Source organism: Lysobacter brunescens, assembly GCF_042677005.1.
In the GTDB taxonomy this organism is placed as follows: Bacteria; Pseudomonadota; Gammaproteobacteria; order Xanthomonadales; family Xanthomonadaceae; genus Lysobacter_I; species Lysobacter_I brunescens.
The window spans coordinates 777,409-790,673 of the sequence record NZ_JBHTIF010000001.1; the positions used below are offsets into that span (position 1 = coordinate 777,409).

Here is a 13,265-nt window from a genome sequence, read left to right on the forward strand (position 1 = left end):
CGTGACGATCAGGACGCCCGATGCCTCGTTTCCGTGACGCATGCCTCCGCGCGCGATGGCGGTCGTCCGCCGATCGTGCACTGCAGCACGCGGCCCTCGCCGCCGTGCTGGCGTGGGCGCCAGCCAGCCTGGCCTCCACCGCGGACACACCGGACGACTGGCGCGACCAGGTCATCTATTTCGCGATGATCGACCGCTTCGATGACGGCGATGCGCGCAACAACGACCAGGGCGCGGGCGAATACGATCCGCGCGACCGTCGTCGCTTCAGCGGCGGCGATCTCGCCGGATTGACGCGACGCCTCGACTACATCGCCGGACTCGGCGCGACCGCGGTGTGGATCACGCCGCCGGTCGCGAACCAGTGGTGGAACGACAAGGCGCAGTACGGCGGCTACCACGGCTACTGGACGCGGGACTTCGCCCAAGTCGATGCGCACTTCGGCACGCGCGCGTCCTACCGGGCTTTCGCCGACGCGCTGCATGGACGCGGCATGCGACTGGTGCAGGACATCGTCGTCAACCACACCGCCGACTACTTCGGCTACGACGGCGCCTACGACGCCGCGCATCCGGAACGCGGCTTCGTGCTGCGCCCGGAGCGCGACGGACGTAGCGCGCCAGGCCCGGCGCCGTTCGATCGCAACGATGCGCGCGATCCGGCGCAGCGCGCCGACGGCGTCTACCACTGGACACCGACGATCCGCGATTTCCGCGAACGCTGGCAGGAACTGGACTGGCAACTCGCCGACCTCGACGACCTCAACACCGAACATCCCGAGGTGCGCCGCGCGCTGCGCAAGGCCTACGGCGACTGGATCCGAGACATCGGCGTCGATGCCTTCCGCGTCGATACCGCGTTCTATGTGCCGCCGGACTTCTTCGACGATTTCCTGCATGCGGACGATCCGCAGGCGCCGGGCGTATCGAAGGTCGCCGCCGGATCGGGCATCGGCGACTTCCATGTCTTCGGCGAAGGCTTCGGCGTGGACAGGCCGTTCGACAATGCCATGGCACGCAAGATCGACGGCTACATGCGCGATGCCGGTGGCAGGCCGCTGCTGCCGGGCATGATCAACTTCCCGCTGTACGGCACGCTGGGCGACGTGTTCGCGCGCGGCCACGCACCTGACGAGCTGCGCCACCGCATCGAGGACATGATGCGCACGCATGCCGATCCCTGGCGGATGCCGACCTTCGTCGACAACCACGACGTCGATCGATTCCTGTCCGGCGGCGATGAGGCGGGGCTGAAGCAGGCGCTGCTGTCGATCCTGACCCTGCCCGGCATCCCGACGCTCTACTACGGCACCGAGCAGGGCTTCCGCGAACAGCGCGCCGCGATGTTCGCGGGCGGACATGGCTCGGGCGGACGCGACCATTTCGACACCGACGCGCCGCTGTACCGCTGGCTGCAGCAGGCGATCGCGCTGCGTCGCGGCGACCGCGTGTTCTCGCGCGGCACGCCAAACGTGCTCGACGCGAATCCGGCCGCGCCCGGCGCGATCGCCTGGCGCATGGGTCACGCGGGACGCAGCGCGCTCGTCGTGCTCAACAGCGCGTCGCGGCCGCAGCTGCTCGACGCACTCGACACCGGCCTGCCGCCCGGCACGACGCTGCAGCCGCTGTTCGCGATCGAGGGTGATGCGCCAGCGCTGCAGGTCGACCGTGATGGCCGCGTGACGCTGGTGCTGCCGCCACGCGCCGGCTTCGTCTGGCGTGCCGGACCTGTTGCGCAGCCCGCGCAGGCACCGGGCGATGCGGACCTGCGCATCGACGCCGATGCGCCCGCGCGCAGCGAAGGCGACCTGCCGATCTCCGGCCACGCGCCGGGCCTGTCGCAGGTGCAGCTGGTGGTCGACGGCGATCTCGCCTCGGCGCGCACGGTCGCCGTCGATCCGGACGGCCGCTGGCGCGCCACGCTGCGCACCGACGACATGCTCGACCCGGCGATTCCGCATCGCGTGGTCGCGCGCGATCCCGCCAGCAGGCGCGTGTCGGCGGCGCATCGCTTCATGGTCGCGCGGCAGTGGACGCGCGTCGCGGCCGTCGACGATCCGCTCGACGATGACCACGGCCCGACCGGCCGCTACACCTATCCCGACGATCCCGGCTGGCGCGGCCCGCGTCCGGCGGACCTGCGCGGCGCGACGCTGTGGACTTCGGGCGGTGCGCTGCGCATCGAGCTGCGCATGCGTGCGCTGGTCGCCGACTGGAATCCGGCGAACGGCTTCGACCATGTCGCCTTCACCCTCTTCCTGCGCCTGCCCGGCCGCAAGGACGGCGCGACTGTGCTGCCGCAGCAGTCGGCGCGCATGCCGGACGGCGACCGCTGGCAGCTGCGCCTGCGCGCGCATGGCTGGTCGAACGCGCTGTTCGCGGCCGACGACGCCGATGCGCAGCGCGAAGGCCGCAACCTCGGCGAGAGCGCGCGCATCGAGGTCGATCGCACGGCGGGCACGGTCACCTTCACCTTGCCCGCGCGGGCTCTGGGCCATCCGACCTCGCTCGACGGCCTCGCGGTCTACGCCACGACCTGGGACTACGACGGCGGCTACCGGGCGCTGGGCGAGACCGCCGGGCCGCATCGCTTTGGCGGCGGCGCGGCGGACGGGCCGAAGGTGATGGACGATCTGTGGCTGGTGGCCGGCGCAGCGCGCTGAGCCGCGACAGGCGACGTACACTCCCATCGAGCCACCCACGGATCCGACATGGCCAACAAGAAATCCAAGGCGACCTCGGTCGACATCGCCTATCACGCCGGCGTGTCGCAGGCCACGGTCTCGCGCGTGCTGCGCGGCAGCCCGCTGGTCAATGCCGAAACGCGGCAGCGCGTGCTCGATGCGGTGCAGGCGCTGAACTACAAGGTCGACCGCCGCGCGTCGAGCCTGCGCACGCAGCGCGCCGGCACACTCGCCCTGCTGCTGTTCGAGGATCCGACCGAGGACGAGTCGCACATCAACCCGTTCTTCCTGTCGATGCTCGGCTCGATCACCCGTGCCTGCGCGCGCAACGGCCACGACCTGCTGGTCTCGTTCCAGCAACTGTCGGACGACTGGCATGCCGACTACGAGGACAGCATGAAGGCCGACGGCCTGATCCTGCTCGGCTACGGCGACTACGTCGACTACCGGCCCAAGCTCGAGAAGCTGGTCGCGCAGGGCACGCATTTCGTGCGCTGGGGCGCGGTGTTGGCGGGACAACCGGGCGTCTCGATCGGCTGCGACAACTTCGCCGGCGGGCGCATGGTGGCCGAACATCTGGTCGGACGCGGTCGCCGCCGCATTGCCTTCCTCGGCTATGCATCGAGCCACTATCCGGAGTTCTTCGAACGATACCGTGGCTGCGACGCGCTGCTGCGCGAGGCAGGTCTCTCCGCAGATCCGACGCTGCAGGTCGATGCGCTCAGTTCCGAGGAAGAAGGCTACCAGGCCGCGAAGGCACTGCTCGCGCGCGAGGTCGCGTTCGACGCGGTGTTCGCGGCCAGCGACCTGATCGCGATCGGCGCGATCCGCGCGCTCAACGAACACGGCCTGCGCGTGCCCGAGGACATCGCGGTGGTCGGCTTCGACGACATCGCCATGGCCCGCTTCGCCACGCCGCCGCTGACCACCGTCATCCAGGACACCGGCCGCGCCGGCGAACTGCTGGTCGAGACCCTGCTGCGCCTGGTCCGCGACCAGCCCGCGGAAAGCATGATGCTGCCCGCGAAACTGGTGGTGCGGAAGTCGAGCGGGGCGTAACGGTGGATGCGAATCGTGCGATCTCGCTGGCGATGACGTTCTGGAAATTGGGCATCGCCAGCGATGACGACATCATCGCGTGGGCCGATGCGCGCATCCGAGAATCAGAGACTCCGGATATGCGACTGATCGATCTGGCGACGCTCGGACCAGCGCACTGCGACAGGTTGCCGTGGGAAGAGTTTCCGGCGAGGCCGTTGCTGTTGCCGTTTCCGGTCATTTTCTCGGCTGTCGCACCGACGCTCGACCTTGCCGACGACGATGCCCTGCTCGCATTTGCGAGACGAGCCTCCATCGAATGCGTCAGCACCGATGGCTGGGACGGGCACCCGGTCATGGGCTTCGGATATCAGGTCGACCATCTGCGCGTCGACATGGCGTCTCCGGAACTGGCGCTGCAGCATATCCGCGAACAGTTGCCTGAACTTGTGCAGCGTTATGGCGATCTATGGCCCTACCGGCTTGACGAGATCCGCATCGAGACGAACGCTCTCTGAACCTGCAACGCGACCCATCCGTGCCATCCACGATATCGCTTTTGTAGAGCGGAGCTTGCTCCGCTCGCGTTTCCCGCTAAGGTCACGAGCGGAGCAAGCTCCGCTCTACACGAGCCAATGACCTGATCTGACTACCCGCGCGGCTTCGCGCCTTTCGCGGCGCGATCCAGCGAGGCGCGCAGGGCCGCGTCGCGCACCGGGGCATCGAGCACGAAGACCTGCACGCCGTGCGCGGGCACCGTGGCGCGCAGCGCACCGCCGGCCTTCACGCGGACCTGCGTGCCGTCGAGCGCGTTGCGCCAGCGGCCGGGCTGCAACCGGTCGCTCACCGCGAAGTCCGTCGGTGCATCGCCCTTGTTGAGCAGCACCAGTGCGATCTGCGACACGCCTTCATGCTGGAGCACGCGATAGAACGCGGCGCGGTCGCCGGCCATTTCGAGGTTCACCTGCAGGCCGCGCTGCAGCGCCGGGCTCGCGGCGCGGACACGGGCGATGCGGCGCATCGCCTGCTGGATCGGGTGATCCTTGCCGGCATCGACCCGCGCCTGGCCGTAGTAGTTGCGATTGCCGGCATGCTCGGCGGCGCCGCGCATGAAGCCGGTTTCGGAACCGTAGTAGATCACCGGGATGCCGCGCGCGGTGAACAGGAAGTTGTGCGCGTCGATGAAACCCGCGTCGCTGGCGTCGAGGCGCGGCATGTCGTGGTTGTCGTAGAAGGTCATCAGCGCGTACGGATCGCGGTACGGGCCGCCGTCGAGGAAGAGCTTCGGCGCGATGCGCTCGTAGCCGAGGCGCTGGCGGCCGAAGACCTCGGCCATCGCTTCCTTCAACGGGAAATCAAGCACGCTGTACGCGCCGTTCTCGATCCAGGTGTGCTCGGCGATCTTCTCGGCCTTGTAGTCGAAGGCTTCGCCGAACATGAAGAAGCCGGGCCGCTTCGCGCGGATGCGCTCGGCGAAGGCTTTCCAGAACGCATGCGGCAGCCACGGGATGGTGTCGACGCGGAAGGCGGCCGCCCCCTGGTCGATCCATTGCGAATACGCGCCGACGAAGTAGTCGAGCGCCGCCGGGTTGTTCTCGTTGATGTCCGACAGCTCGGCCAGGCCGGGCTTGGTGTTGTAGAAGGCGTGCAGCGGATTGTTCGCCGGATCGAGCTTGTCGGGCGGCAGGTTCTGGTGATCGGCGATCAGCTTGCCGTCGCGGTCGAAGAGCTGACCGTAGGGCGGCTGCGGCTTCGGCATCGAGTACGAAGGCGAACCGTGGTTGGCGACGATGTCGAGCACCACCTTCAGCTGCCTGTCGCGCATCGCCTTCGTGAATCCAGCGAAGTCGAGGCCTTCGCTCGGCAGGTGTTCGTCGAGCTTGTAGAAGTTCACGCCCCAGTAGCCGTGGTAGCCGGTCTTGCCGCCATCGGTGAGGAAGCCGCCTTTCTCCGCGCGCTTGCCGCCGGTGAAGGCCTCGTCCGGGTTGTCGACGATCGGCGTGATCCACACCGCGCCGAAGCCCATGTCGCGGATGGTGTCGGCGTTGTCGAGCACGCCCCTGAAGTCGCCGCCGAGGTAGCCGATGTTGTCGCCTTCCGCTTCTGCGCCCGGCGTCGGCCGATCGAAGGTGAAATAGGCCGCGCCCTTGTCGCGGCCCTGCTCGTGCTGGTCGTTCGACGGGTCGCCGTTGACGTAGCGGTCGGTGACGACGAAGTACACGGCATCGGCGGCCATCGCTTCGGTGGTGCCGACATAGTCGGCCGTCATGGGCGTGGCGGACTTGCCGGCATGCGCGCCGCCGGCGAACAGGGCCAGCGGGAGTGCGGCGGCGAGGATCGAGTGACGCAGGATCATGGGAACTCCTCAGTGCGCGGGCGAAGTGGCGGTGGCCTGCGCCTGCGGCTCGCTCACGCGGACCAGGCACACGGCGCCGACGATGAGGCTCGCGCCGCTGATGATCAGGGCGTAGATCGGCTGGTTGTCGAAGAACAGGCGCAACGTGGGACCGAGCAGGGTCGCGGCGACGATCTGCGGGATCACGATGAACATGTTGAAGATGCCCATGTACACGCCCATCCGCTTCGGGTCGACGCAGGACGACAGCAGCGCGTAGGGCATCGACAGGATGCTGGCCCAGGCCACGCCGACCAGCGCGAACGAACCGATCAGCGCGACGGGCGACGGCACCACCGCCATCGACAGGAAGCCGAGGCCACCGAGCACCAGCGAGACGCCGTGCACGAGCCGGCGGTTGAGCGGTCGGCGCGCGGCGTAGAGGGCGAGCAGCAGGGCTACTGCCATCGACGACAGGCCGTAGTAGCCCATGTACGAACCGACCAGGTCGGCCGCGTTCTGGAACGCGCCGTTGGCCACGCGGAAGGCCTCGGCCTGCGCGGCGACGGTCATGTCGAACGCGGCAGGATCCGGGGCGGGCGCCTTGAAGACGTGCTCGGTCAGCGCCGGGGTCGCCATGCTCCACATGCTGAAGAACGACAGCCAGCTGAAGAACTGCACGATGCCGATGTTGAGCATCTGCCGGGGCATGCCGGCGATGTCGCGGGCGATCTCGGCGACGAAGTTGCGCGATGACTGCTTCTCGCGTGCGAAGGCCTCGGGATCCTCCGGCGGATCCTCGCGGGTGGTCAGCACGGTCACCAGGATGCTGGCGAGGAAGACGAAGGCGCCGATCGAGAAGGCGACCTTCACCGACGGCGGCACCACGCCCGGCCCGGCCTCGTTGGCGACGCCGAGCTGGTTCACGATCCACGGCAGGCTGCTCGCCACCCAGGTGCCGATGCCGATGATCAGCGTCTGCAGCACGAAGCCGTAGGAGCGCTGGCGTTCCGGCAGCTTGTCCGCGACCAGGGCGCGGAAGGGTTCCATGCTCACGTTGATCGAAGCATCGAGCACCCAGAGCAGGCCCGCCGCCATCCACAGCGTGGGCGAGTACGGCATGAACACCAGGGCGATCGAGGCGAAGATCGCGCCGATGAGGAAGTACGGCCGGCGTCGGCCGAGCAGCGGATGCCAGGTACGGTCGCTGAAGTAGCCGATCACCGGCTGCACCAGCAGGCCGGTCAGCGGCGCGGCGATCCACAGCAGCGGCAACGCGTCCTTGTCGGCACCCAGGGTCTGGAAGATCCGCGACATGAAGCCGCCTTGCAGTGCGAAGCCGAACTGGATGCCCAGGAAGCCGAAGGACATGTTCCAGATCTGCCAGAAGGACAGGTCCGGCCGGTGTTGCGTGGGACTGCGGTTCATCCAGGTTTCCTCATGGGCGCCGCCATGGCGTCGTGGCATCGAACGTACACCGGCGCACGGCGTCCGGTCGCGTGCCCGGCGCGTTCCCGTGGGCGGTCGGCCGGGGTGGTCGGCACGTGTCGCAGGCATGGTAGACAGAGGCGCGGGTGCACAACGGCACCTGCAATCGTATTCAGGTCGGGACAGGACCACGATCGGCTTCGTGCAGTGCGATGGCATGGAATAGTCTTGCGCCCTGACCTGCTTTTCTCCGGATGACGATGATGGACTGGTGGCGCGGCGCGGTGATCTACCAGGTCTATCCACGCAGCTTCCGCGACAGCAACGACGATGGCATCGGCGACCTCCCCGGCATCGTCGAGCGCCTCGACCATATCGCGTCGCTGGGCGTGGACGCGATCTGGATCTCGCCGTTCTTCCGCTCGCCGATGGCCGACTTCGGCTACGACATCGCCGACTACCGCGATGTCGACCCGATGTTCGGCACGCTCGCCGACATCGACCACCTGCTCTCCGAGGCGCATGCGCGCGGCCTGAAGGTGGTGATCGACCAGGTGCTCAGCCACACCTCGATCGACCATGCCTGGTTCCGCGAGAGCCGCGAGAGCCGCGACAACGCGAAGGCCGACTGGTACGTCTGGGCCGATGCGAAGCCCGACGGCGCGCCGCCGAACAACTGGCTGTCGATCTTCGGCGGCGTGGCCTGGCAATGGGAACCGCGTCGCGGTCAGTACTTCCTGCACAACTTCCTGTCCTCGCAGCCGGACCTGAACTTCCACAACCCGCAGGTGTGCGCGGCGCAGCTGGACAACCTGAAGTTCTGGCTCGACCGCGGCGTCGACGGCTTCCGCATGGACGCCATCAACTTCTGCTTCCACGACGCGGCGCTGCGCGACAATCCGGCCAAGCCGCCGGAGCTGCGCACCGGTCGCGGCTTCAGCCCGGACAATCCGTACGCGTTCCAGTACCACTGGCACAACAACACGCAGCCGGAGAACCTCGGTTTCATCGAGGACGTGCGCGCCCTGCTCGACCGCTATCCCGGCGCGACCACGCTCGGCGAGATCTCCTCGGAGGATTCGCTGGCGACGATGGCCGAGTACTGCACGCCGTCGCGGCTGCACATGGGCTACAGCTTCGAGCTGCTGACCGACGATTTCAGCGTCGCCCACCTCCGCGGCACCGTGGAGCGCCTCGAAGCGACCATGCGCGAAGGCTGGCCGTGCTGGGCGATCTCCAATCACGACGTGCGCCGCGCGGTCACGCGCTGGAGCGGCGATGCGCCGTCCGATGCCTTCGCGAAACAGCTGGTCGCGCTGGTCTGTTCGCTGCGCGGTTCGGTCTGCCTGTACCAGGGCGAGGAACTGGGCCTGGAGGAAGCGGAGATTCCCTTCGAATCGCTGCGCGACCCCTACGGCATCGCGTTCTGGCCCAAGTTCAAGGGCCGCGACGGCTGCCGCACGCCGATGCCCTGGAACGACGGCAACAACGCAGGCTTCAGCGACGGCACGCCGTGGCTGCCGGTGCCCGACTCGCACCGCGCGCGCAACGTCGCCGCGCAGGACGCCGATCCCGACTCCGTGCTCAACGCCACCCGCGCCTTCCTGCGCTGGCGACGCTCTCAGCCGGCGCTGGTCTCCGGCGACATCGCCTTCCTCGACAGCGATGAACCGGTGCTGGTCTTCACGCGGCGCGATGCGGCGAGCGGCGAAACGCTGCTGGTCGCGTTCAATCTGTCCAACGACGATGCGGCCTGGACCGTGCCTGCAGGCCTGGCGCTGCAGCGGATCGATGCACCGGGACCGATCGCGGGGACGCTCGATGGCGCGACGCTGCGCCTGCCGCCGCGTGGCGCGTTCTTCGCGGTGGTCACCAGCGCCTGATCGCTTCTCCGCGAGGTTCCGTCGCGACTTGCGTCGCTCCCACAGGGGGAGCGGGTGCTCTTGTGGGAGCGACGCAAGTCGCGAACAGCCCGCCGACAGCCCATCGTCGCAGACGCACCGCTCACACTCACATCGGCGCAGCGCAGGTCCTCGCGATGTACTCCGCGTGCGTCGGCATGACCTGGACGCACTTGCCGATCACGCCACGCACGTTCGCCATGTACTCGGCGATCTTCTCTTCGGTATAGACATCGACCAGCGGGTGGTAGCCGCGCGGGCGCATGCGCTGGCCGAACATCACCTGCATCCAGCTCGGTTCGGCGAACAGCTCGCTGCCGTCGCGGAAGATCCGGCCGTTGCTCAGGAAGAGGTCCATCTTCCGGCGCAGGCTCTCCGGCACGTCCATGGTCCGGACGTGGTTCCAGAACGGCGTGTCGTCGCGCTCGGTGGCGTGGTAGTGCAGGATCAGGAAATCGCGGATGCGGTCGAACTCCACGTCGGAGTGCGCGTTGAATTCGTCGATGTCGGCCTGGTCGAAGCCGGCGTGCGGGAAGAACGCGGTGAGGCGCGCGATCGCCGACTGGATCAGGTGGATGCTGGTCGATTCCAGCGGCTCCATGAAACCGCTGGCCAGGCCGATGGCGACGACATTGCGGTTCCAGAACTTCTTCCGCTTGCCGGTGACGAAGCGCAGCGGTCGCGGGTCGACGATGGCCTGGCCTTCGAGGTTGCGCAGCAGCGTGGCGGTGGCTTCGTCCTCGGAAATATGCGCGCTGCTGAACACGTAGCCGTTGCCGACGCGGTGCTGCAGCGGGATGCGCCACTGCCAGCCGGCTTCGCGCGCGGTCGAACGCGTGTAGGGCGTGAGCGACGCCTTCGATTCGCACTGCACCGCGACCGCGCGGTCGCAGGGCAGCCAGTGCGTCCAGTCGATGTAGCCGGTCTTCAGGGTCTGCTCGATCAGCAGGCCGCGGAAGCCGGAGCAGTCGACGAACAGCTGCCCGGCGACGCGCTCGCCGCTCTCCAGCACCACGGCGTCGATGAAGCCATCCTCCGCGCGCTGCTCGACGCTTGCGACCTTGCCTTCGATGCGGCGCACGCCGCGCGCTTCGGCATAGCGCCGCAGGTAGCGCGCGTACAGGCCGGCGTCGAAGTGGTAGGCGTAGGCGATGTCGGCCAGCGGCGAGTTCGGCCGGTCGGTGCGCGCGGGCATGAATCGGTCGTGCCGGCAGGCGAGCGTGTTGATCGAATAGTCGTCCAGCGGACCTGCCTTGCCGGCCTGGAGCATCTTCAACCAGTACTGGTAGAACGGCAGCAGGCCGAGGTCCTGGCCGATCTTGCCGAAGCCGTGGATGTAGCTCTCGCCGAGGCGCCCCCAGTTCACGAACTCGATGCCGAGCTTGAACGAGCCCTTGGTCTCGCGGATGAAGTCGTTCTCGTCCAGGTCCAGCGCCTGGTTGAACAGCTTGATCATCGGGATCGTGGCCTCGCCGACGCCGACCGTGCCGATCTCGTCGGATTCGACGAGACGGATGGTGTGCGCCGGGGTCAGCACCTTGGCCAGCGCCGCAGCGGTCATCCACCCCGCGGTGCCGCCACCGACGATGACGACCTCGGTGACGCGACCCAGCGCTTCGGCGGCTGCAGCATTCATGCAACGACTTCCTCTTGGATGATGTCCCGCAGTATGCGTCGCCGCCGTCGCGGGGTCATGACCCGGTCTGCCGGACGCGCAGCTGCAAACGTATTCATCCGGGAAGGATACGGAAGTCCGCCGACGCGGTGCGCGGGATGCGCGACAGTGCGGGTCCTGAACGACGACCCCCGCCGATCCGATGGACACGCCGATGCATCCGCTCCGAGCCGTTCGCCTGCTCCTGCCCGTCCTGCTGCTGTGCAGCACGCTGCCTGCGCAGGCCGACACCGTCGCCTCGGTGCGCTCGCCCGACGGCACGCTGACCGTCGAACTCGACCTCAACGGCGAAGGCCGCCTCGCCTACCGCGTGCTGCGCAAGGGCGCACCGCTGGTCGACGATTCACGGCTGGGCTTCATCCTTGGCAACGGTCGCCAGTTGCTGCGTGGCCTCACTCTCGACACGCAGGCGTTGCGCAGCAGCGACACCACATGGGAACTGCCCTGGGGCGAGCGCCGCGTCGTGCGCGAGCACTACAACGAACTGCGCGCAAGCTTCGTCGAGCGCGATCACGACCGCCGCCGCTTCGACGTGGTGGTGCGCGTGTTCGACGACGGCCTCGGCTTCCGCTACGAGTTCCCGAAGCAGCCGGCGCTGGACGAGGTGCAGATTCAGGAAGAGCTGACCGAATTCGCGATCGCGAAGCCCGCGACCGCCTGGTGGCTGCCGGCCTTCGAGTGGAACCGCGAGGAATATCTCTACAACCGCACGCCACTGTCGGAAGTCGGCGTCGCGCAGACACCGATCACCCTCCGCACCGAGGATGGCACGCACATCGCGATACACGAGGCCGCGCTGGTCGACTACGCCGGCATGAACCTCGCCAAGGGCGATGGCGGCCGGCTGCGCGCGATGCTCACGCCCGGCAGCCCCGCGAAGGTGGTGCGGCGCACGCCGTTCGCCACGCCCTGGCGCACGCTGCAGATCGCCGATCGCGCCGGCGGCCTGGTCGAGTCCAATCTCATCCTCAACCTCAACGCACCGAACGCGCTCGGCGACGTCAGCTGGTTCAAGCCCTCGAAGTACGTCGGCGTGTGGTGGTCGCTGCACCTCGACACCGAAACCTGGGGCACCGGACCGAAGCATGGCGCGACCACCGCGAACACGAAGCGCTACATCGACTTCGCGGCGAAGCACGGCTTCCGAGGCGTGCTGGTCGAAGGCTGGAACGTCGGCTGGGACGGCGACTGGTTCGCCAACGGCTGGCAGTTCGATTTCGCCAAGCCGACGCCGGACTATGACCTCGAAGGCCTGGCGGCCTACGCGAAGGCGAAGGGCGTGCACCTGATCGGCCACCACGAGACCGCCTGCGCGGTCAGCCACTACGAGCGGCAGATGGACGCCGCGTTCGAAAAGTTCGCGCGACTCGGCATCGATGTAGTGAAGACCGGCTACGTCTGCGACGCGGGACAGATCGAGCGCCAGGACATCGCAGGTGGCCCGGTCGTGCGCGAATGGCACGAAGGCCAGTTCATGAGCAACCACCACCTGCGCGTGGTGCAGGCGGCGGCGAAGCATCGCATCGCGATCAACGCGCACGAGCCGATCAAGGACACCGGCCTGCGCCGCACGTATCCGAACTGGGTGTCGCGCGAAGGCGCGCGCGGCCAGGAATTCAATGCCTGGGGCAATCCGCCGAACCCGCCCGAGCACGAGCCCAACCTGGTGTACACGCGCATGCTCGCCGGGCCGATGGACTTCACCCCAGGTGTGCTCAGCCTGACCGGACGCAACGGCCAGGAGATCCAGAACACCCTCGCACGCCAGCTCGCCGACTATGTGGTGCTGTACAGCCCGGTGCACATGGCCGCCGACCTGCCCGAGCACTACGCGAAATTCCCCGAAGCCTTCGGCTTCATCCGCGAGGTGCCGGTCGACTGGCAGGACACCTGCGCGCCGGCCGGCGAGGTCGGCGACTACGCGGTGATCGCGCGCAAGGACCGCAACAGCGAGGACTGGTATCTCGGCGCAGTGAACGACGAGCAGCGCCGCAGCGTGTCCGTGCCGCTGGACTTCCTCGACCCCGGTCGCCGCTATCGCGCCGAGATCCATCGCGACGGCGACGATGCCGACTTCCGTGGCGACAAGCGCTTCTCCTACGTGCGCGAAGTGCGCGAGGTCACCGCCCGCGACAGGCTCGACCTGCGCCTCGCGCCGGGCGGCGGCACGGCGATACGATTCGTGCGTCTGTGACGACGGCCGC

At 68.1% G+C, this 13,265-nt stretch carries 8 protein-coding genes; 5 read left to right on the forward strand and 3 right to left on the reverse strand.

Annotation, left to right across the window (positions count from 1 at the left end; genetic code table 11):
- Positions 1-20: 20 nt before the first annotated feature.
- The 3 genes from ACFQ0E_RS03235 to ACFQ0E_RS03245 are packed head-to-tail and all read left to right on the forward strand — an operon-like array spanning position 21 to position 4,240.
- Positions 21-2,663: an alpha-amylase family glycosyl hydrolase gene (locus ACFQ0E_RS03235; protein ID WP_386822256.1), complete on the forward strand. Its 2,643-nt coding sequence runs from the start codon at positions 21-23 to the stop codon at positions 2,661-2,663.
- A 48-nt stretch (positions 2,664-2,711) separates the two neighbouring features.
- Positions 2,712-3,743, forward strand: a complete 1,032-nt coding sequence (locus ACFQ0E_RS03240; protein ID WP_386822257.1) for a LacI family DNA-binding transcriptional regulator — start codon at positions 2,712-2,714, stop codon at positions 3,741-3,743.
- A 2-nt stretch (positions 3,744-3,745) separates the two neighbouring features.
- Positions 3,746-4,240, forward strand: coding sequence for a hypothetical protein (locus tag ACFQ0E_RS03245; RefSeq protein ID WP_386822258.1), 495 nt, complete (start codon positions 3,746-3,748; stop codon positions 4,238-4,240).
- Between the two features lie 131 nt (positions 4,241-4,371).
- Here ACFQ0E_RS03245 and ACFQ0E_RS03250 read toward each other — a convergent pair whose 3' ends face one another.
- Together ACFQ0E_RS03250 and ACFQ0E_RS03255 are read right to left on the reverse strand one after the other, a co-directional pair.
- Complete coding sequence (locus ACFQ0E_RS03250) at positions 4,372-6,078, reverse strand: alpha-amylase family glycosyl hydrolase (protein WP_386822259.1); 1,707 nt, start codon at positions 6,076-6,078, stop codon at positions 4,372-4,374.
- 9 nt (positions 6,079-6,087) lie between these two features.
- Positions 6,088-7,485, reverse strand: coding sequence for an MFS transporter (locus ACFQ0E_RS03255; RefSeq protein WP_386822260.1), 1,398 nt, complete (start codon positions 7,483-7,485; stop codon positions 6,088-6,090).
- A gap of 254 nt (positions 7,486-7,739) precedes the next feature.
- On the opposite strand from ACFQ0E_RS03255, the gene ACFQ0E_RS03260 reads away from it, so the two are divergent.
- Complete coding sequence (locus tag ACFQ0E_RS03260) at positions 7,740-9,368, forward strand: alpha-glucosidase family protein (RefSeq protein ID WP_386822261.1); 1,629 nt, start codon at positions 7,740-7,742, stop codon at positions 9,366-9,368.
- A gap of 127 nt (positions 9,369-9,495) precedes the next feature.
- Here ACFQ0E_RS03260 and ACFQ0E_RS03265 read toward each other — a convergent pair whose 3' ends face one another.
- Entirely contained in the window at positions 9,496-11,022 is a 1,527-nt protein-coding gene (locus ACFQ0E_RS03265; RefSeq protein WP_386822262.1) for a tryptophan halogenase family protein, read from the reverse strand.
- A gap of 193 nt (positions 11,023-11,215) precedes the next feature.
- On the opposite strand from ACFQ0E_RS03265, the gene ACFQ0E_RS03270 reads away from it, so the two are divergent.
- Positions 11,216-13,255, forward strand: a complete 2,040-nt coding sequence (locus ACFQ0E_RS03270) for a glycoside hydrolase family 97 protein (RefSeq protein WP_386822263.1) — start codon at positions 11,216-11,218, stop codon at positions 13,253-13,255.
- The last annotated feature ends 10 nt before the right edge of the window (positions 13,256-13,265 follow it).

Bases quoted from the DNA above. Each gene is read 5' to 3' on its own strand.
- ACFQ0E_RS03235 (WP_386822256.1), top strand. From the start codon at position 21: ATGCCTCGTTTCCGTGACGCATGCCTCCGCGCGCGATGGCGGTCGTCC.
- ACFQ0E_RS03240 (WP_386822257.1), top strand. From the start codon at position 2,712: ATGGCCAACAAGAAATCCAAGGCGACCTCGGTCGACATCGCCTATCAC.
- ACFQ0E_RS03250 (WP_386822259.1), bottom strand. From the start codon at position 6,078: ATGATCCTGCGTCACTCGATCCTCGCCGCCGCACTCCCGCTGGCCCTG.
- ACFQ0E_RS03255 (WP_386822260.1), bottom strand. From the start codon at position 7,485: ATGAACCGCAGTCCCACGCAACACCGGCCGGACCTGTCCTTCTGGCAG.
- ACFQ0E_RS03260 (WP_386822261.1), top strand. From the start codon at position 7,740: ATGACGATGATGGACTGGTGGCGCGGCGCGGTGATCTACCAGGTCTAT.
- ACFQ0E_RS03265 (WP_386822262.1), bottom strand. From the start codon at position 11,022: ATGAATGCTGCAGCCGCCGAAGCGCTGGGTCGCGTCACCGAGGTCGTC.
- ACFQ0E_RS03270 (WP_386822263.1), top strand. From the start codon at position 11,216: ATGCATCCGCTCCGAGCCGTTCGCCTGCTCCTGCCCGTCCTGCTGCTG.